Below are 21,543 nucleotides of genomic sequence, written 5' to 3' on the forward strand. Positions count from 1 at the left end.
GCTCGCCTATGCGCGAGCGTCATATCCGGGGCGTGGCTGAGGATCATGACTAATCAGGCGCTGGCGCAGAAATTCACTTTAACGCGCACATCTGCTTAACCAACAAGGATTTTCCGGCTGCTGGAACTTGTGAGAGTGCGCTACTGAGCAAGGGGAAGGAGGGGATCCTCGTGCTGCCAAGCCGGTGAAATATCTAAGTTGGTACGCCTTTCGGACAGCAGCGCCAACGTTGGTGTTATCGTTTAGACCTTCAACAAGGTCTCGAACGCGGTGCACCTGCGCTTCGACATCGGCGCGTCCTCGCTGCCCGAGGCGCTGAAGGCGCGGCTGCTGGCGCTGCGCGACCAGCGCGTCAGTGCCGACGGCGTCGTCGTCATCAAGGCGCAGCGCCACCGCAGCCTGGAGCTCAACCGCGCCGACGCGCTCGCGCGGCTGCACGAGTTGATCGCGCGCGCCGCCGAGGTGCCCAAGCCCCGGCGCCCCACCCGGCCGACGCGCGCCTCGCAGCGCCGCCGCGTCGAGGGCAAGGTGCAGCGCGGGCAGATCAAGGCGCTGCGCGGGCGCGTCGGCACCGAGTAGTCCCGCCCCCCAGCATGCGGGGCGATGCAGTGGAGGTCGTCGTGGCCATTGCCGCCCGGTCACACTGGAGGCTCCTTCGGAGATCCCGCCCCATGGACCCGCTGACGCCCATCCCCGCCCTCCCCGACCTGCCGCGCCGCCGACTGCTGCTCGGCTCCGCCGCGCTGCTCGCGGCGCCCCCGTTCCTGCGCGACGCGCGCGCGCAGTCGCGGCTCGCGCTCACGCCCGCGCAGACCGAGGGCCCGTTCTACCCGGTGGAGCTGCCCGCCGACAGCGACGCCGACCTGCTGGTGCAGGGCGCGCAGCGCTATGCGAAGGGCCGCCCGGCCTGGCTCGACGGCGTCGTGACCGATGCGGCCGGCCGCCCGGTGCGCGGCGCGGTGGTCGAGATCTGGCAGTGCGACGCCGACGGGCACTACCACCACCCCGGCGACGGCGGCCGCGCCGACCCGGCCTTCCAGGGTTTCGGCCGCACGAGCGTCGCCGCCGACGGCAGCTACCGCTTCCGCACGATGCGGCCGGTGGCCTACAGCGGCCGCACGCCGCACATCCACGTCAAGGTGCGGCTCGGCAGCCGCGAGCTGCTGACGACGCAGCTCTACGTCGAGGGCGAACCGCTCAACGAGCGCGACGGCCTGTGGCGCCGACTCGATGCGGCCGGGCGCGCGGCGCTCACGGTGCCCTTCCGAGCGGGGACGGGGGGCGACGCACTGCGGGCGCGCTTCCCGATCGTCGTCGCCGCCTGAAGCGTCGCCGCCGGCCCGCCCGGGACGAGGAGAGGCTGCGCGCCCCCGGACGCGCCGGCCCCTTTGCCCGCGCCCTCAGCGCTGCGTCACCTCGTCGAGGAAGCGCACCTTCACGCGCTTGCCCTTGACCGTGCCAGCCGAGAGCTTGCGCACCACGTCCTTCGCGATCCCGCGCTCGACCGCCACGTAGGTGTGGAAGTCAGTCACATTGATCTTGCCGATCTGCGCGCCGGCGAAGCCCGCGTCCTTGGTCAGCGCGCCCAGCACGTCGCCGGGCCGGATCTTCTCCTTGCGCCCGCCGAGGATCTGCAGCGTGACCATCGGCGGCAGCAGCGGCTCGTCGCTCGCGGCCTTCAGCTCGCTCAAGGGATGCCACTCCGACTCGCGGCCCTGCACCTGCTCGATCGCGCCGACGCGGCCCATCTCGTCGAGGCTCGCGAGGTTGAGCGCCCAGCCCTCCTCGCCCGCGCGGCCGGTGCGACCGATGCGGTGGACGTGCACGTCCGGCTCGGGCGTCACGTCCACGTTGATGACCGCCTCGAGCTGCGCGATGTCGAGCCCGCGCGCCGCCACGTCGGTCGCGACGAGCACCGAGCAGCTGCGGTTGGCGAACTGGATCAGCACCTGGTCGCGCTCGCGCTGCTCCAGGTCGCCGTGCAGCGCCAGTGCCGCGAAGCCCTGCGCCGAGAGCACGTCCACCAGGTCGCGGCACTGCTGCTTGGTGTTGCAGAAGGCGATCGTGCTGGCCGGCCGGTAGGCCTTCAGCAGCAGCGACACCGCGTGCAGCCGCTCCTCCTCGCGCACCTCGTACCAGCGCTGGCGGATCGTCAGCGGCGCATGGCGCTCGACGAGCTTCACCTGCTTCGGCTCGCGCAGGAACTGCCGGCTCAGCTTCTCGATGCCCTCCGGGTAGGTGGCGGAGAACAGCAGCGTCTGGCGCTCCTTCGGGCACTGGCGCGCGACCGCGACGATGTCCTCGAAGAAGCCCATGTCCAGCATGCGGTCGGCCTCGTCGAGCACCAGCGTGCCGATCGTGTCGAGCGCCAGACTGCCGCGCTCAATGTGGTCGAGCAGCCGCCCGGGCGTGCCGACGACGATGTGCGCGCCGTGCTCCAGGCTGGCGACCTGCGGCCGGATCGGCGCGCCACCGCACAGCGCGAGCACCTTGACGTTCTCCTGCGCGCGCGCGAGACGCCGGATCTCCTGCGTCACCTGCTCGGCGAGCTCGCGCGTCGGGCACAGCACCAGCGCCTGCGGGCTGAGCCGCCGCGCGTCGAGCCGCGAGAGCAGGGCGAGCGAGAAGGCCGCGGTCTTGCCGCTGCCCGTCTTGGCCTGCGCGATCAGGTCATGGCCGGCGAGCGCGAGCGGCAGGCTCGCGGCCTGGATCGGCGTCATTTCCTCGTAGCCCAGCTGCTGCAGGTTGGCGAGCGTCGCGGGCGCGAGCGGCAGGCGGGAGAAGGACAGCGCCGCGGGGGCGGCGGCCGGCGTGTCGCCGGCGGAAGGATCTCGGGAAAGGTCTTGGCTCATGCCGGATTATCCGCGGCGCCCGCCTCGCGGCCGCCGCACGCACCCGCACCGCAGCGAGGGCCATCGCGCCCCGCCGGCCCCGGCAGACAGCAGGGGAAAGTCCCGGCGGTACGAATGTGCGCTACGTTTGCGATGATCCCGCCCGCCGCCCCGTCCCGGGGCGAAGGGACGGGGGAGAAGGAGCGGACATGATCGAGGGACTGGTGAGCGGGCGGCTGCAGGGCCGGCCCGAGCAGCGCAGCGACAGGAACGGCCAGCCCTTCGTGGTGGCGAAGATGCGGACCGCGCCGGCCGGGGGCGACGGCGAGAGCCTGTTCGTCAACGTGGTGGCCTTCGCGGAGGCCGCCCGCACCGCCCTGCTGGCGCTGGAGGACGGCGACGTGGCTGCGCTCGCCGGCAGCCTCACGCCGAAGGTCTGGACCGACCGCGAGGGCACTGCCCGCCCGGCACTGGACATGGTCGCGTCCCAGGTGCTGACGGCCTATCACGTCAGCCGCAAGCGCGACGCGATGGCGGGCGACGCCTAGCGGCAGCGACACCGATGCACATGGGTTAACCCGGATACCGGGCCGTGTTCAACGCGGGTGATGATCTTTCTCACAGGAAGGGAGGACTTCATGACGCATGACGTTTACGGCTACCGCAAGGGCAAACCGTTTGCCGTCCTCACGCGCAAGCCCGGCGCCAGCCCGACCTACGTGCCGCTCGCTCCGACGGAAGCCGAGGAGCCGGCGGAGGGGAACGGCGCGCTGGTGTGGCGGACGACGGCGCAGATGCGAACCGCGCTCGAGCTGCTGGCACCGGACAAGGATCACACGGGCGAACGCCTGTTCATCACCGAGCTGCTGCGCGCCTCCCTGGAGGACGGCGGGGTCTGGGTGCGCTTCCACTGAACCCCGGTCGGCGGACCGGCAAGGGGCGGGGCGCGACGACGGCCGATTGCGACGGAAGCACCCGTGCCGCTCAGGCAGGGGCCGTCTGGCGCTCCAGCTGCGCGCGGTACATCCGCGCGCGCAGATCGTTCGGCTCGATGAAAACGGGGGAGCTTGCACCGTCGAGGATGAGCCGGCAGGCGACCTCCTGGATCTCGGCCGCCGACCTGCGGAAGGCGTCGAGCGCGCTCTGCCCCTCGGCAGGGCGCAGCAGGGCCGTGGTCGCGATCGCCACCACCTTCCTGCGTCCCTCGATCGACACGCAGAAAGCCACCCCCTCCTGGACGAGGACGGGGTTGGAGAATCGTGCGGCGCCGGTCATGGATGGGAACTGCTGGTCTGGGAGCGAACCACTGTACCCGCAACTCTTGCAGGCACACAACCGGAACGACGTAACATCCCCTATGAATGTGCAAGCTTTGGCAGCACGGGGAAGACGAAGGTCGGCAACGTGCAACCGCAACGGCGCCGGTCTCTATCCCTTCAGCATGAGCGCTCGCCGCTCAGGGCCTTCGTCTACGACGTCGAGCGCAAGCGCGTACGGTCCCGGCCCCGCCCGTCGTTCCCGATCACTTCGAGCGCAGCAATCGGCCCACCAGATAGAGGACGAGGCACAGGCCGAGGACGTAGAGCGACAAGCCCGGCAGTTCCGCTTCCAGCACGTAGCGGGGGATGCCGGTGATGTCGGCGAGAAAGCCAGCGACAGCATCCATTTCAACCCTTTCATAGCCGGTGGACGGCCGAAGGTTGGCGAACACTACGGCTGAAAGATAAATCTGCCCGCCCCGCTCACGCCACGCGGATTCGAGGGGACGAATTCCTTCGACACCCGGCATGGAGGAGCGGTTGCGCTGCGCCTTGCTGGCCCCTACCCGGTCGATCCACCTCGCCCTGCCTTCCGGGCGCAGCGAATCGGCCATCGCGGATGCGGCCGCTCGTCGGACTCCTGGGCGCTCATGCTCTCGAATCCGGAAAAGGCTGCCTGCGCCGATCCGGGGCGATTCGCCCCCGACCTCGCTGGCGCGCGGCATCAGGATTCGGGCTTCGAGTCAGCCGCCCTCCTCTGCGCCTCCTTCCTCGCGATGAACTTCGCGACCTGCCACAGCACGGCCATCGCGGCGAAGAAAAGCATCCGGCCGCCGGACATCAGCCAGCCCGCGTCGGCGACGGCGAGCCGGAGCCGCAGCAGGAAAAGCCAGGCCGGCTTCCTCATCGCATCCCCCTTCCCCACGCTCGCCTCGCCCCTCGGCGAGCCCCTGGTTCATGAGACAGCGGCCGCGCGAAGACGCGGTGGCGGCGCCTGTACGGATGCACACCCCCTCGATCGCGGAGGTCGGCGCAGGCCCTCGCGGAGCCTGTCTTGCTTCGGTTCCTGCGCACAGGAGGCCCTCCACATGAACCCCGACAGCAAGCCCAACACCCTGCTCGGTACCGACTACCGCATCGCCCTGCTGGAGATCGCCCTTACCGGGCAGCGCAGGCGCATCCACCAGTTGTCGGAGGACGGGCTGAGCACGACGATGGCCACCGCCGTGCTCCAGGCCGAGGAGGCGGTGCTGAAAAGCTTGAAGGCCTACCGGAAACTTCTGCTCGCCATGCCGCCGATGAGGTAGGCCGCGACACGGTGCCGCGGCAACTCACCGCCTGACGGGGGCGGCTGCGGAGGCCGCCCGGGCGACGAGGCCGCGGGCGATCATGACGCCGAGGACGATGCCCAGCAGGTCGGCCACCAGGTCGGCCCAGCTCGCATGACGGTTGGGCGTGAGCGACTGCAGCATCTCGATCAGCGCGCCGAAGGCGAGCAGGCCGGCCAGCACCGGTGCACTTGCCGCCGGGAACCCCAGGCCCGCGACGACCGCCAGCACGGCGAAGGCGGCCAGATGGTGGAGCTTGTCCCATCCGAGCAGGCTGCCCGGAACCTGGGGCGCGCCGGGTGCCAGCGCGAGCCAGGTCACGACGCAGAGCAGCAGCACCAGCGTGCAGCGCCAGAAGCGCGCGGCATGGGGTCCGGCCAGACGGACAGCGAGAGTCTTCATGGTTGTGCTTGCCGGCAGGAAGGCTGCCCGAAGCAGCGGCGTCGCATGCCGGGCGGGAAAGAAAGAAGCCCGGACGAGCCGAGTTTTGAACCTGGGGGCTTTCTCGCACCCCGTGTTTTTCTTGCCTTTTCTGGTGGTTCCTGTGTGGCTCGAACACTCGATCTACGGATCAAGAGATCCTTGAGCAGGGTATTTCCGGCGCCGGCCTCCAGGAAAGATCTTATCAAAATCAATCACTTAGCTTCAACCCCAGGAGCCGATGACCTGCTACCGACAGGCCCGGGAAGTGACCAGACGCTGCACAAACCACCGGAACGGGAGCGGTGGGACCGAAGTCGGTTCGCTGCTTCCGGAGGCCGACGCAGTGAAGGACGCAATCATCGGCGCCGAAGGAGTTGCGTTAGAAGGCCAGGGTGATGTTGTTCTCGCCGTTGGAGCGACAGAGATTCGGTCCGAGCGAGCCGGCGCAGGGGACCAAAGACACCGGGATTGCGGCGGATGCGCTTGACCTCCTTGGCCAAGGGGGCGTCGAGCACAGGGTGCAGCCGGTTTTAAATGTTCCAGCTTCCGCAACAAGGCGTAACTCCTCCAACTCATTCAGCCGCTACCATCCCAAGCCGTAGTGAACAGCCCTGAGAGGGAAACGGGGAGGCGCGAAATCGCCGGCATAGCGCCCCCGGGAAGGTCAACGCGTTCCGGGGCAGCTCACCCGGGCATTGAACTGCATGAATGTGCCTGCCGGGTTGTACCGGTAGAGCCAGACATGCAATTCGTAGTGAGGCGTGAAACCGTGCGCCTCATCGATCTCGGTGAGGGGGTTGTCGACCATGTAGTAGTACTGGTTCTCGCCAAAAGTCGGCGGCTCGGTATTGCCGGCAGCCTGCCAGGCCTGAGCAAACACCAGATTCTCCACCGCCACCAATTCATAGCTGCCGTCGGCCTGCGGCTCGTAGACCAGCACTCCCGGGCGGGTGAAATCGGTGTGGGTCCCGGTACCGTCAACGCGCGGCGAAACGCCGGTGATCCCGAGCAGGTCCGGCCGGATGACATGCACGCCCATCGCGCCGAGTTGCCGCGGCAGACCCTCCATCTCCGCCGTCACACATTCCGCGGAGGGCGGAATCACGTAGCCTTCAGCGAGCGCGACGTTGATGTCCCGGAAGCGTTTGGTTGCCTGGCGGATCCTTAGCAACTCGCGGGCCTGCTCCGCGTGCCCGCCAAGCGCGTCGTTCACTTTGTCCTCCTTGCCGTCCTTGCCTTCGTAGGTGGAGGAATGAGCTGCGGCGGGCGGCACCCCAGGGCCTGCGAGCATCGCGAGGGGCACGACCACCCCGGCTATCAATTTGCGCAACATTAGCAACTCCTTCGGACCGTAGCAGGAAGCGAAGAAAAACCTTTGCGGAGCGAAAGCGGATGGAAATTCAGCCCTTTTGCTGGCAAAGGAGAGGCATGCACGAAAACAAATTATCGAACTGTCTCGACCGAGAAAATGAAAGGCGGCGCAACTCTCATTTCAGAAAGAGATGACTGATCGTCGCCAGCCCAGCCATAAAATTCCCTTGTTTCCGCTCATCCGGCAATGCCAATCCAGGTTCAGCCCTCGATTCCGCAACTTGGCCGGCGCGCCTCCTCGGACAGTCCTGCCTGCGCAACTCATGCATGCGGCTCCCGTTGACGCGCACGTTCGCGCCCCCCCCGGAAAGTCCTCGGCGGCTTGCCCCTCCGTTTCGGTGCATCGCGGCCCCGGCGCTTCAGAGCGGGCGTCGGGCAAGATCGCGCACCTGCCGGCTCATCCGTCAGCGGGGCCTGAGCTCACTTCTTGGAAGGGTCGTCCGCCGGATTGATGTAGTTCACCGACCAGGGCCCCATGCCGTGCAGCTGGACGATGGTTTCCTCTTTCGCCAGCACGAAGTGCGGGCTTTTCGGCTGCATGATGGCGACGCTCCCCGGCGGCAGGGCCATGAGCTTGCCTTCCTCGAACTTCTCGCCGTGGCCGATGTAGAAGGTGCCGGACATCACCGTCATGTGCTCGATGCCGGGATGCCAGTGCGGCGGGATGCGCGAGTTCGCGGGCAGCCTCAGGCGCACGGTGAAGGGGCCGGGCTGCGACATCGGCCCCTCGATGACGGCGATATCGGCGCCGGCGATCGAGGGCAGGGGTTTCCACGTCAGCTCTCCGGGCTTGACCATCAGGTGGCCGCCACCATGGGCAGGAGCGGGCTGCGCCTGGACGGTGCTGACGAAAGCGGCGGAACCGCATGCGAGTGCCAGCGTGAGGGCAGCGATACGCAGGTTCATTTGCTTCTCCTTGAGGACCGGTGCCGCACCGATTGCGGCGGGATCCGGGTCTCGGAACCCGGACAAACGGCTGCCTCGCGCGATGCGCGCCCCTGCGCCGCCGGGGCGGACGAGGGAGATGGAGAGAGGGGTGCGGGCGCAGGCAGCATCTCGACCTCCGGAAGGCTTCCTGGGAGGCGGATTCGCGAGGGGGTGGGAAGGGGAACGAGCCGGGCGAAGAGGACAGACGTGTGCCACTTCATTGAACGCCCGAAGACGGCCCTGCCCCATCCAGACTATCCCTAGGGGCAGGCAGAAGCCCCGGGCGAGGGGCCCGCGAGGCCGCTTTGGGACGGAGGGGCAGCGCCCGCAGAGAACCAGAGATGGACCGGAAAAGAAAAAAGCCCGGACAGGCCGGGCTTTGAGTCTTGCGTCCAAGTGCTTGCCGCACTTGGTGTTTTTCTTGCTTTTCCTGGTGGGCCCTGAGTGACTCGAACACTCGACCTACGGATTAAGAGTCCGCTGCTCTACCAACTGAGCTAAGAGCCCGAAATCTTTTCAAGGATTTCGGTGGTGGGTCGTGCGTGACTCGAACACGCGACCAACGGATTAAAAGTCCGCTGCTCTACCGACTGAGCTAACGACCCGCCGAAGACTTAGATTCTATACCGGTTTTTTCCGGCTCCGCAAGCACTTTTCGCGTGCCGCTCGAAATTTGTTGCAACACCTCGCCGGCGGCCACCAGACCGAAGGTCGCTGTCACGGTGACGACCGAGCCGTAGCCGTGGCAGTTCAGGCTGCCGTCGACTTCGCAGGCGGCGTCCGCGGGCGGGCTGACGTTCTCGCGCGAGAACACGCAGCGCACGTCGATGCGGCCCTGGCGCGGCGCGCCGTGGAACTTGCGCAGCCGCTGGCGCAGCGACGCGAGCAGCGGGTCATGCGTGGTCTCGGCGAGGTCGCCGACCTCGACCTGCTGCGCCAGGCGCTTGCCGCCGGCCGCGCCCACGCTCACGAGCAGCACGCCGCTCCTGGCCGCCCAGGCCGCGAGCGCCGCCTTGGCCTTGACCTGGTCGCAGCAGTCGATCAGCGCGTCCACCGGCGCCGGCAGCAGCTGCGGCCAGTTGTCCGGCTCGACGAACTCCTCGACCGGCAGCACCTCGCAGCCGGGATGGATCAGCGCGATGCGCTCGCGCAGCGCCTCGACCTTGGCCTGGCCAAGCGTCGGCTCGAGCGCCTGCACCTGGCGGTTGACGTTCGATTCGGCGACATGGTCGAGATCGATCAGCGTCAGCGACGCGACGCCGCTGCGCGCGAGCGCCTCGGCCGCCCACGAGCCGACGCCGCCGAGCCCGACCACGGCGACGCGTGCCGCGCGGATGCGGCGGTAGCCGGCGTCGCCGTAGAGGCGGCGCAGGCCGCCGAAACGGCGCTCGAGGCCGTCGTCCACCATTGCGGGGAGCTCGGCCGCGTCCATGCTCAGCGCAGCGACACCAGCCGGTCCTTGGCTTCCTTGGCTGCCTCGGACTGCGGATGCGCCTTGATCAGGTCGTCGAGCGTCTTGCGCGCGGCGGGCCGGTCCTTCAGCTCGATCTGGCACATCGCGATCGACAGCAGCGCCTCGGGCACCCGCGGGTGGTTCGGCGCCACGGCAACGAGGTTGCGGAACTCGGCAAGCGCCTCGCGGTAGTCGCGCTTGCCGTAGAACGCGTTGCCGAGCCAGTAGGACACCGACGGCGCGTAGCCGCTGTTCGGGAAGCGCCGCTGGAAGGCGGCGAAGGCGGCCGCCGCGTTGGTGAAGTCGCCCTTGCGGAAGGTCTCCAGCGCGGTCTCGTACTCGCGGCGCTCGTCCGGCATCACGAGGATCTCGCGGCCGTCGACGCTCACGCGCTGCGGCTCGATCTTCTGCAGCCGGTCGTCCATGCCGCGCGCGAGGTCGGTCTGGCGGCGCTGCACCTCGCTGAGGTCGCGTGCGAGCTGCTCGTTCTGGCCGCGCAGGCGCGCGATCTCGCCGCGCGTGAGCTCGAGCTGGTTGTTGAGCTCCAGCAGGCTGCGGCGCATCTGCTCCATCTGCTCGGCGAGCCGGTTGCCGCGCTCGGCATTCTCGGTGCGCGCCTGCTCCTGCTTCTGGCGCAGCTCCAGGATCGCGCGGCGCGCCTCGTCGTCGCCGAACAGCGCCGCCTGCGCGGCACCGCTGAGCACGCCGAGCGCGAGCACGAAGGCGCCGGCCGCCGGCCGGCCCGCCTTCAGGGAAAAACGTCGATTCATCGTGAAGGACGGTCAGGGAGGATGGAGGAAACCGGACGCAGCCCGCGGGCCGGGCCGGCTCAGCGGTAGTTCAGCTCGGCACGGCGGTTGCGGGCCCAGGCTTCCTCGCTCTGGCCCTGCACCGCGGGGCGCTCCTCGCCGTAGCTGACGGCTTCCATCTGGTTCTCGCGCACGCCGAGCAGCTCGAGCGAGCGGCGCACCGACTCGGCGCGCTTCTGGCCGAGCGCCAAGTTGTACTCGCGGCCACCGCGCTCGTCGGTGTGGCCCTCGATCGTGACGCGGCGGGTCGGGTCGGCCGTCAGGTGCTTGGCGTTGGCCGTCACGGCCGGCTTCGAGTCCTCGCGGACGATGAAGCTGTCGTAGTCGAAGTAGACCACGCGCTGCTGCTGCGACAGCGCCTGCTGGCCCTGCTGGCCGGCGGACAGGTCGACGGTCGCGACCTGCGACTGCGGCGTCGCGCCGGCGGTGCCGCCTTGGCCGGGGTCGACGGCACGGTTCTCGACGGGAGCGGGGTCGTCCAGGCGCACGCCGGATGCACAACCGCCCAGCATGACGATGGCTGCGGCCATCGGGCCGAGGAGGGCAGCGGTACGGAACTTCATCTGTGTTCTCTCCTGTAGCAGGAAGCTTCGAAAAACGGAAAAGGGCTGGAAACGCAATGCATTGCGAGGCATCAAGGGCCTGCAACGAGTCAGGAAGTGTAAGGGCCCCAGACCGGTTCCCTCACGTCGCCGCGGCTCGAGGCGAGCGTCGCCTTGATCTTGCCGTCGAGCGTCGTGGTCATCAGCACGTTGCGCCCGCCCGCACGGGTGGCATAGACGATCAGGCGGCTGTTGGGCGCGAAGGACGGGCTCTCGTCGTCCTGCGTGTCGGTGAGCGAGGTGACGGCGCCGCCGGCGAGCTCCATCACCTTCAGCCGGAAGGCGCCGCCGTCGCGGCCGACGAAGGCCATCCAGCGGCCGTCGGGGCTGATCGCCGGGCTGATGTTGTAGCTGCCGTTGAAGGTGACGCGCTCGGGGTTGCCGCCGGCGGCCGACATGCGGTAGATCTGCGGCGAGCCGCCGCGGTCGCTGACGAAGTACAGCGTGCTGCCGTCCGGCGAGAAGGCCGGCTCGGTGTCGATCGCGCTGCTGGTGGTGACGCGGCGCAGGTTCTCGCCGTTGCGGTTCATCAGGTAGATCTGCGACAGGCCCTCGCGCGTCAGCACCACCGCCAGCTGCCGCCCGTCGGGCGACCAGGCGGGCGCGCTGTTGGAGCCCTTGAAGCTCGCGATCGGCCGGCGCCGGCCGCTGAGGATGTCCTGCGAGTAGACCACCGGCTTGCGCGTCTCGAAGGACACGTAGGCCAGCTCGTTGCCGTCGGGCGCCCAGGCCGGCGAGATGATCGGCTCGGGGCTGGCGAGCGCGACCTGCGCGCCCTCGCCGTCGGAGTCCGCCACCCACAGCGTGTAGCGCGGCCCGACCTTGGTGACGTAGGCGATGCGGGTCGCGAACACGCCACGCTCGCCGGTGAGCTTCTCGTAGACGAAGTCGGCGATGCGATGCGCGGCGAGCCGCAGGTCGGCCTCGGCCACCGCCGCGGCCTCGCCACCGAGGTCCTGCCCCTTGACCGTGTCCCACAGCCGGAAGCGCACGTCGACGCGGCCGTCGGCCAGCCGCATCAGGCTGCCGGTGACGAGCGCGTCGGCGCCGCGGCCGCGCCAGTCGGTGAAGGCCGGGCGCGCGCTCTCGTCGAGCGCAGCGCTCCCCGCGTCCACGCCGCGGAACTGCCCGCTGCGCTCCAGGTCCGCGCGCACGATCGCCGACACCTGCTGCGTGCGGCCGGCCTCGTCACGGAAGGGCGCGATCGCGATCGGGAACTGCCGCGCGCCGACGCCGGAGATGTCGACGCGGAACTGCGCCTGCGCAAGCGGCGCGACGGCCAGCGCGGGAAGGGTCATGAAGGAACGTCGGGTCCACATGGCTTGCATTCGGAAGGTTGGAGGGCGGGCGACCGCCGCGGTGCCCGGGCTGCGCCGCCCCGGCAGGGACAGCGCTGGCGCGGGGGAAGTTCCCGCGCGCGCAACGCTACAGCAGCACGATGTCGTATTGTTCCTGCGACATCGTGGCCTCGCTCTGCAGCGAGATCGGCTTGCCGATGAAGTCCGACAGCCCGGCGAGGTGCTGGCTTTCCTCGTCGAGCAGCATCTCGACCACCGCCGCCGAGGCGATGACGCGGAACTCCTTGGGGTTGAACTGGCGCGCCTCGCGCAGGATCTCGCGCAGGATGTCGTAGCAGACGCTGCGCGGGGTCTTGACCTCGCCCTTGCCGCCGCAGGTCGGACAGGGCTCGCACAGCATGTGCGCGAGCGACTCGCGCGTGCGCTTGCGCGTCATCTCGACGAGACCGAGCTGCGTGAAGCCGCTGACCGTCATCTTGACGCGGTCGCGCGCGAGCTGGCGGCGCAGCTCGGCGAGCACCGTGCCCTGGTGGTCCTCGCGCACCATGTCGATGAAGTCGATGATGATGATGCCGCCGAGGTTGCGCAGCCGCAGTTGCCGCGCGATCGCCTGCGCGGCCTCGAGGTTGGTCTTGAAGATCGTGTCGTCGAAGTTGCGCGCACCGACATAGCCGCCGGTGTTGACGTCCACCGTGGTCAGCGCCTCGGTCTGGTCGACGATCAGGTAGCCGCCGGACTTCAGGTCGACGCGGCGCGCCAGCGCGCGCTCGACCTCCTGGTCGATGTTGTAGAGGTCGAAGATCGGCCGCTCGCCGCGGTAGAGCGCGAGCTTGCCGACCGAGGTCGGGGTGAACTCCGCGCCGAAGGCCTTGAGCGCCTCGTACTGCAGCTGCGAGTCGATGCGGATCGAGTGCGTGGCCTCGCTCGCGAGGTCGCGCAGCACGCGCTGCGCCAGGCTCAGGTCCTCGTGCAGCAGCGTGCCGGGCGGCGCCTTGAGGCTCTTGCTGCGGATCAGCGCCCAGGTCTTGCGCAGGTAGGCGATGTCGGCGCCGAGCTCCGCGTCGCTCGCCTCCTCGGCGTTGGTGCGCAAAATGAAGCCGCCGCCGCCCTCGCCCGCCAGCGCCGTCATGCGCGCGCGCAGCTGCTCGCGCAGCTCGTGCGAGCCGATCTTCTGCGAGATGCCGATGTGCTCGTCGTAGGGCAGGAAGACGAGCAGCCGCCCGGCGATGCTGATCTGCGTCGACAGCCGCGCGCCCTTGGTGCCGATCGGGTCCTTGATCACCTGCACGGTGAGCGTCTGGCCCTCGAAGACGCGCTTCTCGATCGGCACCGCGGCCGCCGCCTCGCTGCCGGGGCCGCGCGCCGGCACGCCGCGCGTGTGCAGGTCGGCGACATGCAGGAAGGCGGCGCGCTCGAGCCCGATGTCGATGAACGCGGACTGCATGCCCGGCAGCACGCGCGCGACGCGGCCGGAGTAGATGTTGCCCACCAAGCCGCGCTCGAGCGTGCGCTCGACGTGCAGCTCCTGCACCGCGCCGTTCTCGACGAGGGCCACGCGCGTTTCCTGCGGCGACCAGTTGATCAGGATGTCTTCCATGCGGGCTATTGTGCGGGACGCCCGGCCGTCGTGCCGCGCACCTCGAAGTCGCGCAGCAGCCGCGCCGTCTCGTACAGCGGCAAGCCCATGATGCCCGAGTAGCTGCCGGCAATGTGCGACACCCAGGCCGCGGCCTGGCTCTGGATCGCGTAGGCGCCGGCCTTGCCCATCGGCTCGCCGCTGGCGACGTAGGCGTCGATCTCGGCCGCGTCCAGCGGCGCGAAGCGCACCCGCGAGACGCTGAGGGCGAGCTCCTCGCGCCCCGCATCTCCGACCGCGACCGCGGTCAGCACGCGGTGCTCGCGGCCGGCGAGCGCGGCGAGCATCCCGCGCGCCTCGGCCGCGTCGGCGGGCTTGCCGAGGATGCGCCGCCCGAGCGCGACCGTGGTGTCCGAGCACAGGATCGGCGCGACGGGCAGGCCGCGCTCGCGCAGCCGGCGCCGCGCCGCGTCGAGCTTGGCGCGCGTCACGCGCTCGACGTAGGCCTGCGGCGCCTCGCCGCGACGCACCGCCTCGAGCGCCTCGGCGTCCTCGTGCTCGCCCGGCAGCAGCAGCTCGTGGCGCACGCCGATCTGCCCGAGCAGCTGGCGGCGGCGCGGGCTCTGCGAGGCAAGGTAGATGAAGTCGGGCATGGCGGCGGTGCGGAATGGAATGGGGGATGGAAAGGATCGGGGGGCGCGCGAAGACGGCGCGCAGCACGCGCGCCGCCCGCCCGGGCGGCGCTGCGCTGCAGCGGCAGGCCGGTCCGCCCTACTCGCGATGGTAGGGATGGCCCACCATCACCGACCAGGCGCGGTAGAGCTGCTCGGCGAGCATCACCCGCACCATCGCGTGCGGCAGCGTCAGGTCCGACAGGCGCAGCGTCTCGTCGGCCGAGGCCTTCAGCGCCGGGTCGAGCCCGTCGGGACCGCCGATCAGCAGCGCCACGTCGCGGCCCTCGGGCATCCAGGCCTTCAGCCGCTCGGCGAGCTGCACCGTGGTGTGGCGCGTGCCGCGCTCGTCGAGCACGACGCGGCGCGCGCCCTTCGGGATCGCGGCCTCGATGCGCGCGCGCTCGGCGGCGAGCAGCGTCTCGGTGGTCTTGCTGCCGCGCGGCTCGGTCTTGACCGCGCGCACCTCCAGCCGCAGCTCGGGCGGGAAGCGCTTCGCGTAGTCCTCGTACGCGGTCTCGGCCCAGCCCGGCATGCGCTGGCCCACCGCGACGACGACGAGCTTCATGCCTCGCGGGTCGCGGCCTTGCGCGCCGGGGCCTTCCTGGCGGCGGCCTTCTTCGCCGCCGGGGCCTTCGCGGCGGTGGTCTTCTTCGCCGCCGCCTTGCGCGCGACCGGCGCCTTCACGACCAGCGTCTGCGCCACCGGCTCGGCGCCCGCCGCGGTCTTGCGCGCGGCGGTCTTCTTCGCTGCGGCCTTCTTGGCGGGGGCCTTCTTCGCGGCGGCGGTCTTGCGCGCCGCCGGCCGGGCCGGTGCCTCGTCGGCATCGGCCACCGTGGTGCGCGCCGCGGTCTTGCGCGCGGCCTTCTTCGCCGCGGGCTTGCGGGCGGCGGGCGCCTCCCCGTCCCCGTCGGCGTCCTCGGGCTCGCTCGCCTTGGGCAGGCCGCGCACCGGGCCGGTCTTCATCTTCACCGGCTTGCCGCCCCAGATCTCCTCGAGGTGGTAGTACTGGCGGATGGTGGGCTGCATGATGTGCGCGACCGCCGCGCCGCAGTCGACGATGATCCACTCGCCGTTTTCCTCGCCCTCGGTGCGGATGACCGGGAAGCCGCTGGATTTGACTGCGTCACGCACGCTGGCGGCCAGGGCCTTGGTCTGCCGGTTCGACGTCCCCGAGGCGATGATCACGCGCTCGAACAGCGGCGAGAGGTGCTCGGTGTTGAAGACGGCGATGTCCTGCGCCTTCACGTCTTCCAGGCCATCGACGATGGCGCGTTGCAGTTTGCGGATGTCCATTGAGGGGGGCGTCTCCAGGTTCAAGAGGTGTAGAGGTGATGCTGCGCAATATAGCGCGCGACCGCGGGCGGAACGAGGCCGTCCAGCGGCTCGCCGCGCGCGGCGCGAGCACGGATTTCGGTGGATGACAGCGGCATCGGCGGCAGCGGCAGCTCGACGACGCGATGCGGCAGCGCCGCGAGCGCCGGCGCGGGCGACGGCACGGAGCCGGCGCGTCCCGCCACCGCGAGCGTCACGCGCCGCACCACCGCCTGCCAGTCGCGCCAGCTGTCGAGCGCGCCGTACTGGTCCTGGCCGATGACGAGGAACCAGTCGGCCTCGGTGCGGTCCTGCAGCTCGCGCAGCGTGTCGATCGTGTAGGTCGGGCCATCGCGCTCGACCTCGCGGCGGTCGATCACGAAGCGCGGCTCGTCCGCGATCGCGAGCCCGACCATCGCGCAGCGGTGCACGGCCGCCGTCAGCACGCGCGCCTTCTGCCACGCGTGCCCGACCGGCAGCCAGCGCAGCTCGTCGAGTTCGAGCCGCGCGAGCGCCAGCCGCGCCAGCGCGAGATGCGCGCAATGTACAGGATCGAAGCTGCCGCCGAGCAGGCCGATGCGCGGAAGGCGGGGGGCGGGGGCGTTCACGGCGTTCGGCAAGTCGGTCGCGCGGCAGCGTTCAGGCCCAGTCGCGCGGCCGCAGGAAGTCGCTGTAGAGCCGCGCCTCGGGCGTGCCCGGCTCGGGATGCCAGTCGTAGCGCCACTTCACGATCGGCGGCATCGACATCAGGATGCTCTCGGTGCGGCCGCCCGACTGCAGCCCGAAGAGCGTGCCGCGGTCGAACACGAGGTTGAACTCGACGTAGCGCCCGCGCCGGTAGGCCTGGAAGTCGCGCTCGCGCTCGCCGTACTCCAGGCTGCGGCGCCGCTGCACGATCGGAAGGTAGGCGTCCAGGAAGGCGTCGCCGACCGCGCGCGTCATCGCGAAGCTGCCGTCGAGGCCGAGCTCGGAGAAGTCGTCGAAGAACACGCCGCCCACGCCGCGCGGCTCGTCGCGGTGCTTCAGGAAGAAGTACTCGTCGCACCAGGTCTTGAAGCGCGGGTACTTGTCGTCGCCGTAGGGCGCGAGCGCCGCCTTGCAGCTGGCGTGGAAGTGCCGCGCGTCCTCCTCGAAGCCGTAGTAGGGCGTGAGGTCCATGCCGCCGCCGAACCACACCACCGGCTCGCGCCCCTCGGGCAGCGCCGCGAACATGCGCACGTTCATGTGCACCGTCGGCACATAGGGGTTGCGCGGGTGGAAGACCAGCGACACGCCCATCGCCTCGAAGGGCGCGCCGGCGAGCTCCGGGCGGTGCGCGGTGGCCGAGGGCGGCAGCTGCCGGCCCTTCACATGGGAGAAATTGCAGCCGCCGCGCTCGAGCAGGCCGCCCTCCTCCACCAGGCGCGACAGGCCGTCGCCTTCCAGCCGGCCGCCCACCGGGCGCACCCAGGCGTCGCGGCGGAAGTCGTGGCCGTCCTCGGCCTCCATCGTGCGCACGATGCGCTCCTGCAGCTCGAGCAGGTAGTGGCGGGCGGCGTCGGTCGAGAAGTTCGCGCTCATGCGGGTGCGGCTTTTCAAGAAAAAAGCCGGGCAAACGGCTTGCCCGGCGGAAGCGCTCGAAAGCGGGGGAACGAGGCTCAGCGGCGGGTGATCGCCCGGTGGCCGATGTCGCGGCGGCACTGCATGCCTTCGAAGTGGATGCCCTGCAGCACGTCGTAGGCGCGCTGCTGCGCGCCGCGCACCGAGTCGCCGAGCGCGGTGACGCACAGCACGCGCCCGCCCGAGGTCAGCGTGCGCTCGTCCTCGCGCACCGTGCCGGCGTGGAAGACCATCGCGTCCGGGTACTCGGGCGGCAGCCCGGTGATCGCGTCGCCCTTGCGCGGGTCGAGCGGGTAGCCGGCGGCGGCCATCACGACGCCGAGCGCGACGCGGCGGTCCCAGTCGAGGTTGACCTTGTCGAGCGTGCCGTCGGTGGCGGCGAGCATCACCTCGAGCAGGTCGGTCTTCAGCCGCATCATGATCGGCTGCGTCTCGGGGTCGCCCATGCGGGTGTTGAACTCGAGCGTCTTGGGCTGGCCGTTGGCGTCGATCATCAGGCCGGCGTAGAGGAAGCCGGTGAAGGGGATGCCGTCCTTGGCCATGCCCTGGATCGTCGGCAGGATGATCTCGTGCATCGCGCGGGCGTGGACGTTGGGCGTGACCACCGGCGCGGGCGAGTAGGCGCCCATGCCGCCGGTGTTCGGGCCCTCGTCGCCGTCGAGCAGCCGCTTGTGGTCCTGGCTGGTGGCCAGCGGCAGCACGTGGCGGCCGTCGCACATCACGATGAAGCTCGCCTCCTCGCCCTGCAGGAACTCCTCGACCACGACGCGCGCGCCGCCGGCGTTGTGCTGCACGCCGAGCTTGTTGTCGAGCAGCATCCAGTCGACGGCCTCGTGCGCCTCCTCGAGCGTCATCGCGACCACCACGCCCTTGCCGGCGGCCAGGCCGTCGGCCTTGACGACGATCGGCGCGCCGATGCGGTCCACGTAGGCGTGCGCCGCGGCAGCGTCCGAGAAGGTCTCGTAGGCCGCGGTCGGGATGCCATGGCGCTTCATGAAGTCCTTGGCGAAGGCCTTGGAGCTCTCGAGCTGCGCCGCGGCCTTGGTGGGCCCGAAGATGCGCAGGCCGCGCGCGCGGAACAGGTCCACGACGCCCGCGGCCAGCGGCGCCTCGGGGCCGACCACCGTGACGCCGACCTTCTCGATCTCCGCGAAGTCGGCCAGCGCGGCCGGATCGGTGATCGCGAGGTTCTCCATGCGCGGGTGCAGCGCGGTGCCGCCGTTGCCGGGCGCGACGAAGACGCGCGTGACGCGCGGCGACTGCGCCAGCTTCCAGGCGATGGCGTGTTCGCGGCCGCCGCCGCCGATGACGAGGACCTTCATTCGGCCAGCTCCGCGTTGTGGTAGACCTCCTGCACGTCGTCGAGATCCTCGATGACGTCCAGCAGCTTCTGCATGCGCGCGGCGTCGTCGCCGGCGAGCTCGATCGTGTTCTCGGCGCGCATCGTCACCTCGGCGATCTCGGGCTTGAGGCCCGCGGCCTCGAGCGCGTTCTTCACCGCCTCGAAGTCGGCCGGCGCGGTCAGCACCTCGATCGCGCCGTCCTCGTCGGTGACGACGTCCTCGGCGCCGGCCTCGAGTGCCACTTCCATCACCTTGTCCTCGTTCGTGCCGGGGCCGAACACGAGCTGGCCGCAGTGCTTGAACTGGAAGGCCACCGAGCCCTCGGTGCCGAGGTTGCCGCCGTACTTGCTGAAGGCGTGGCGCACCTCGGCCACGGTGCGCACGCGGTTGTCGGTCATGCAGTCGACGATGATCGCCGCCCCGCCGATGCCGTAGCCCTCGTAGCGGATCTCCTCGTAGCTCACGCCCTCGAGGTTGCCGGTGGCCTTGTCGATGTTCTTCTTGATCGTGTCGGCCGGCATGTTGGCGGCCTTGGCCTTGTCGATCGCCAGGCGCAGGCGCGGGTTGACGGCCACGTCACCGCCCCCCTGCCGCGCCGCCACCATGATCTCGCGGATGAGGCGGGTCCAGACCCGGCCGCGCTTTTCGTCCTGGCGGCCCTTGCGGTGCTGGATGTTGGCCCATTTGGAATGTCCGGCCATGAAGGAGAGCTCCTGGTGCACGCCCGGGCGCGGCGCGGGGCCGGCGGGCGTCTCGGGTTGGTGGGAAGTTCTTGAATAAACGCGAATTTTAGCTTTCGCCCTCCGTGCGCCCGGCCGCGCATGCCGAAGCGGTCCCGGGGGCAGGAAGCCGACGCGCCGCAGCCCCCGTGGCGGGCCCGGTGGCGGCGTCACGCGCCGAGGTGGATGGGGAGGGTCCGAAGGGCCGGGCATGACTCCTGTTTGAGCAAGCTCAACTTTCCTGCGGCCATATCCCAGGGCACCGCGCGGCACGGATTGACACCTTCCGGCACGGCGCCGACGATCCCCGCGACGCCATTACAAAACGTTACGTGCAGGCCGCTGCCAACCCGTCCCGGTCGTGCGCGGCGCCTGCGTTCGCCTCGTCCCGCCCACGCACCCACGCAACGAGAAAGACGCCTTATGACCTTCATGCCCTGGTCCCGCGAACTCGAACTCGGTCTTGCCGAAATCGACCAGCAGCACCGCTGGCTGGTGGATCAGACCAACGCCCTGCACGACGAGGTCTCGCTGCCCGAGCCGCGGCGCGAGGTGATCGGACAGATCCTCGAAGGCCTGGTGGACTACACCCACAACCACTTCATCATCGAGGAGGTGCTGTTCCAGCAGCACGGCTATCCCGGGACGCCCGCGCACAAGGACGAGCACGACGGCTTCACCGGCAAGGCGATGGAGTTGCTGATGCGCTTCGAGGACGGCGAGGCGGCCAGCCTCGAGGCGCTGGAGTTCCTCAAGGAATGGCTGCGCCACCACATCTGCGAGGTGGACCGCGCCTACGTGCCCTTCCTGAAGGCCAAGGGCGTGGTCTGAGGCGGCCGCACCTCGAGCCCGCTCAGCGCGCCCCCAGCCGCCACAGCGACGTGACCTCCGCCGCGCGCGCCGCGTGCAGCGGGTCGGCGGGGTCGAAGGCCTTGGGGTGCTGCGGCCGCGTGTCGCGGCGGCCGAGCACCTGCAGCCCGGCGGCCTCGATCCAGCCGAGCAGCTCCTCGCGCGAGCGCAGGCCGAGGTGCTCGGCGAGGTCCGACAGGATCAGCCAGCCCTCGCCGCCCGGCGCCAGGTGCGCCGCGAGCCCCGCGAGGAAGCCGCGCAGCATGCGGCTGTCCGGGTCGTAGACCGCGTGCTCGAGCGGCGAGCTCGGCCGCCCCGGCACCCAGGGCGGGTTGCAGACCACCAGCGGCGCGCGGCCCTCGGGGAACAGGTCGGCCTGCCGCAGCTCGATGTGCGCGCCGAGGCCGAGCCGCGCGACGTTGTCGGCCGCGCAGGCCAGCGCCCTCGGCTCCATGTCGGTCGCGACGACGCGCTGCACGCCGCGGCGCGCCAGCACCGCGGCGAGCACGCCGGTGCCGGTGCCGATGTCGAAGGCGAGCGCCTTGGCCGGCAGCGGTGCCTCGGCGACGAGCCGCACGTACTCGCCGCGCACCGGCGAGAACACGCCGTAGTGCGGGTGGATGCGCCCGCCCGTGGCCGGCACCTCGACGCCCTTCTTGCGCCACTCGTGCGCGCCGATCAGGCCGAGCAGCTCGCGCACCGAGGCGACCGCCGGCCCCTCGCCCGGACCCCAGGCCTCCTCGCAGGCGCGGCGCACGTCCGGCGCGCGGCGCAGCGGGATGCGGTGCTCCGCCTCGAAGGGCAGCAGCAGCATGCCGAGCGTGCGCGCGCGCTGCGACTGCGCGAGGCGGTGCAGGTGGAAGGCCTCGGTCGGCGTCGCGGCGGGCTTGCGCGGCTTGCGGTCGGCGCGGCGCGCCATCGCCTGCAGCAGCTGGCGCGCGTTCTGGTAGTCGCCGCGCCACAGCATCGCGGTGCCCTCGCTGGCGAGGCGGTAGGCCGCGTCGGCGGTGAGGCGGTCGTCGGCGACCACGACGCGCTTCGGGGGCGGCGCGCCGGCCTCGGAGCGCCAGCGCGCAACGCGCTCGGCGCCGTCCTCGCTCCAGCGGATCAGGACGGGCTCGCTCACGTCCGCCGCCCGCGTGCGGGGACCAGGGAGCCGCGCGCGGCGGGG

The 21,543-nt window shown here is 70.4% G+C and carries 25 protein-coding genes, 2 tRNA genes and 1 pseudogene; 6 read left to right on the forward strand and 22 right to left on the reverse strand.

The window, feature by feature from the left end; genetic code table 11:
- Nucleotides 1–252: 252 nt before the first annotated feature.
- Together arfB and D3A59_RS10320 are read left to right on the forward strand one after the other, a co-directional pair.
- Nucleotides 253–579 (forward strand): annotated as a pseudogene (arfB, locus tag D3A59_RS10315) (alternative ribosome rescue aminoacyl-tRNA hydrolase ArfB); the annotation flags it as partial.
- 92 nt (nucleotides 580–671) lie between these two features.
- Nucleotides 672–1,325: a dioxygenase family protein gene (locus D3A59_RS10320; protein WP_119154844.1), complete on the forward strand. Its 654-nt coding sequence runs from the start codon at nucleotides 672–674 to the stop codon at nucleotides 1,323–1,325.
- A gap of 75 nt (nucleotides 1,326–1,400) precedes the next feature.
- On the opposite strand, the gene dbpA is transcribed toward D3A59_RS10320, so the two are convergent.
- Nucleotides 1,401–2,852 carry an ATP-dependent RNA helicase DbpA gene (gene dbpA / locus D3A59_RS10325; RefSeq protein ID WP_119154845.1) on the reverse strand — a complete coding sequence of 484 codons (1,452 nt, stop codon included), beginning with the start codon at nucleotides 2,850–2,852 and terminating at the stop codon, nucleotides 1,401–1,403.
- Between the two features lie 188 nt (nucleotides 2,853–3,040).
- On the opposite strand from dbpA, the gene D3A59_RS10330 reads away from it, so the two are divergent.
- Together D3A59_RS10330 and D3A59_RS10335 are read left to right on the forward strand one after the other, a co-directional pair.
- Complete coding sequence (locus tag D3A59_RS10330; protein WP_119154846.1) at nucleotides 3,041–3,379, forward strand: single-stranded DNA-binding protein; 339 nt, start codon at nucleotides 3,041–3,043, stop codon at nucleotides 3,377–3,379.
- Between the two features lie 90 nt (nucleotides 3,380–3,469).
- Nucleotides 3,470–3,745: a hypothetical protein gene (locus tag D3A59_RS10335; RefSeq protein WP_119154847.1), complete on the forward strand. Its 276-nt coding sequence runs from the start codon at nucleotides 3,470–3,472 to the stop codon at nucleotides 3,743–3,745.
- 70 nt (nucleotides 3,746–3,815) lie between these two features.
- On the opposite strand, the gene D3A59_RS10340 is transcribed toward D3A59_RS10335, so the two are convergent.
- From D3A59_RS10340 to D3A59_RS10345, 3 genes are all read right to left on the reverse strand, one after another.
- Nucleotides 3,816–4,106, reverse strand: a complete 291-nt coding sequence (locus D3A59_RS10340; protein WP_119154848.1) for a DUF1488 family protein — start codon at nucleotides 4,104–4,106, stop codon at nucleotides 3,816–3,818.
- Nucleotides 4,107–4,353: 247 nt separating this feature from the next.
- Complete coding sequence (locus D3A59_RS25335; protein ID WP_157991471.1) at nucleotides 4,354–4,704, reverse strand: hypothetical protein; 351 nt, start codon at nucleotides 4,702–4,704, stop codon at nucleotides 4,354–4,356.
- 110 nt (nucleotides 4,705–4,814) lie between these two features.
- Nucleotides 4,815–4,997, reverse strand: a complete 183-nt coding sequence (locus D3A59_RS10345) for a hypothetical protein (protein WP_119154849.1) — start codon at nucleotides 4,995–4,997, stop codon at nucleotides 4,815–4,817.
- Nucleotides 4,998–5,178: 181 nt separating this feature from the next.
- On the opposite strand from D3A59_RS10345, the gene D3A59_RS10350 reads away from it, so the two are divergent.
- The gene (locus tag D3A59_RS10350) at nucleotides 5,179–5,397 is read left to right on the forward strand and encodes a hypothetical protein (protein WP_119154850.1); all 219 of its coding nucleotides are present in this window, start codon (nucleotides 5,179–5,181) and stop codon (nucleotides 5,395–5,397) included.
- 24 nt (nucleotides 5,398–5,421) lie between these two features.
- On the opposite strand, the gene D3A59_RS10355 is transcribed toward D3A59_RS10350, so the two are convergent.
- The 17 genes from D3A59_RS10355 to D3A59_RS10435 all read right to left on the reverse strand — a co-directional run bounded on the left by D3A59_RS10355 (nucleotide 5,422) and on the right by D3A59_RS10435 (nucleotide 19,505).
- Complete coding sequence (locus D3A59_RS10355) at nucleotides 5,422–5,820, reverse strand: VanZ family protein (protein ID WP_119154851.1); 399 nt, start codon at nucleotides 5,818–5,820, stop codon at nucleotides 5,422–5,424.
- A 685-nt stretch (nucleotides 5,821–6,505) separates the two neighbouring features.
- Nucleotides 6,506–7,174, reverse strand: coding sequence for a hypothetical protein (locus D3A59_RS10360; protein ID WP_119154852.1), 669 nt, complete (start codon nucleotides 7,172–7,174; stop codon nucleotides 6,506–6,508).
- Between the two features lie 458 nt (nucleotides 7,175–7,632).
- Complete coding sequence (locus D3A59_RS25340) at nucleotides 7,633–8,118, reverse strand: cupin domain-containing protein (protein ID WP_157991472.1); 486 nt, start codon at nucleotides 8,116–8,118, stop codon at nucleotides 7,633–7,635.
- 452 nt (nucleotides 8,119–8,570) lie between these two features.
- Nucleotides 8,571–8,646, reverse strand: a tRNA-Lys gene (locus D3A59_RS10370).
- 22 nt (nucleotides 8,647–8,668) lie between these two features.
- Nucleotides 8,669–8,744 (reverse strand) — tRNA-Lys (locus D3A59_RS10375).
- Nucleotides 8,735–9,571 carry a tRNA threonylcarbamoyladenosine dehydratase gene (locus D3A59_RS10380; RefSeq protein WP_240636020.1) on the reverse strand — a complete coding sequence of 279 codons (837 nt, stop codon included), beginning with the start codon at nucleotides 9,569–9,571 and terminating at the stop codon, nucleotides 8,735–8,737. The genes D3A59_RS10375 and D3A59_RS10380 overlap by 10 nt, the downstream gene beginning before the upstream one ends.
- A 2-nt stretch (nucleotides 9,572–9,573) precedes the next feature.
- Entirely contained in the window at nucleotides 9,574–10,362 is a 789-nt protein-coding gene (ybgF, locus tag D3A59_RS10385) for a tol-pal system protein YbgF (protein WP_119154854.1), read from the reverse strand.
- A 59-nt stretch (nucleotides 10,363–10,421) separates the two neighbouring features.
- Entirely contained in the window at nucleotides 10,422–10,964 is a 543-nt protein-coding gene (gene pal / locus D3A59_RS10390; RefSeq protein WP_205665162.1) for a peptidoglycan-associated lipoprotein Pal, read from the reverse strand.
- An 89-nt stretch (nucleotides 10,965–11,053) separates the two neighbouring features.
- Complete coding sequence (gene tolB / locus D3A59_RS10395) at nucleotides 11,054–12,322, reverse strand: Tol-Pal system beta propeller repeat protein TolB (protein ID WP_240636021.1); 1,269 nt, start codon at nucleotides 12,320–12,322, stop codon at nucleotides 11,054–11,056.
- Between the two features lie 106 nt (nucleotides 12,323–12,428).
- Nucleotides 12,429–13,898, reverse strand: a complete 1,470-nt coding sequence (rng, locus tag D3A59_RS10400) for a ribonuclease G (protein WP_119154856.1) — start codon at nucleotides 13,896–13,898, stop codon at nucleotides 12,429–12,431.
- Nucleotides 13,899–13,903: 5 nt separating this feature from the next.
- On the reverse strand, nucleotides 13,904–14,530 hold the full coding sequence (locus tag D3A59_RS10405; RefSeq protein ID WP_119154857.1) for a Maf family protein: 627 nt from the start codon (nucleotides 14,528–14,530) through the stop codon (nucleotides 13,904–13,906).
- Between the two features lie 118 nt (nucleotides 14,531–14,648).
- Complete coding sequence (rlmH, locus tag D3A59_RS10410) at nucleotides 14,649–15,116, reverse strand: 23S rRNA (pseudouridine(1915)-N(3))-methyltransferase RlmH (protein WP_119154858.1); 468 nt, start codon at nucleotides 15,114–15,116, stop codon at nucleotides 14,649–14,651.
- Nucleotides 15,113–15,844, reverse strand: a complete 732-nt coding sequence (gene rsfS, locus D3A59_RS10415) for a ribosome silencing factor (RefSeq protein ID WP_119154859.1) — start codon at nucleotides 15,842–15,844, stop codon at nucleotides 15,113–15,115. Before rsfS ends, rlmH begins: the two co-directional genes overlap by 4 nt.
- Before the next feature lie 20 nt (nucleotides 15,845–15,864).
- Nucleotides 15,865–16,470, reverse strand: a complete 606-nt coding sequence (gene nadD / locus D3A59_RS10420; RefSeq protein WP_119154946.1) for a nicotinate-nucleotide adenylyltransferase — start codon at nucleotides 16,468–16,470, stop codon at nucleotides 15,865–15,867.
- A 31-nt stretch (nucleotides 16,471–16,501) separates the two neighbouring features.
- Nucleotides 16,502–17,422, reverse strand: a complete 921-nt coding sequence (hemF, locus tag D3A59_RS10425; RefSeq protein ID WP_119154860.1) for an oxygen-dependent coproporphyrinogen oxidase — start codon at nucleotides 17,420–17,422, stop codon at nucleotides 16,502–16,504.
- 77 nt (nucleotides 17,423–17,499) lie between these two features.
- Complete coding sequence (gene purD / locus D3A59_RS10430; protein WP_119154861.1) at nucleotides 17,500–18,783, reverse strand: phosphoribosylamine--glycine ligase; 1,284 nt, start codon at nucleotides 18,781–18,783, stop codon at nucleotides 17,500–17,502.
- Nucleotides 18,780–19,505, reverse strand: coding sequence for a YebC/PmpR family DNA-binding transcriptional regulator (locus D3A59_RS10435; RefSeq protein ID WP_119154862.1), 726 nt, complete (start codon nucleotides 19,503–19,505; stop codon nucleotides 18,780–18,782). Before D3A59_RS10435 ends, purD begins: the two co-directional genes overlap by 4 nt.
- 441 nt (nucleotides 19,506–19,946) lie before the next feature.
- Between D3A59_RS10435 and D3A59_RS10440 the strand changes: the two genes are divergently transcribed.
- Entirely contained in the window at nucleotides 19,947–20,354 is a 408-nt protein-coding gene (locus D3A59_RS10440; RefSeq protein ID WP_119154863.1) for a bacteriohemerythrin, read from the forward strand.
- A 22-nt stretch (nucleotides 20,355–20,376) separates the two neighbouring features.
- On the opposite strand, the gene D3A59_RS10445 is transcribed toward D3A59_RS10440, so the two are convergent.
- Nucleotides 20,377–21,498, reverse strand: coding sequence for a methyltransferase (locus D3A59_RS10445; RefSeq protein WP_119154864.1), 1,122 nt, complete (start codon nucleotides 21,496–21,498; stop codon nucleotides 20,377–20,379).
- Nucleotides 21,499–21,543: the final 45 nt, after the last annotated feature.

This window comes from Caldimonas tepidiphila, assembly GCF_003569765.1.
GTDB lineage: Bacteria > Pseudomonadota > Gammaproteobacteria > Burkholderiales > Burkholderiaceae_C > Caldimonas > Caldimonas tepidiphila.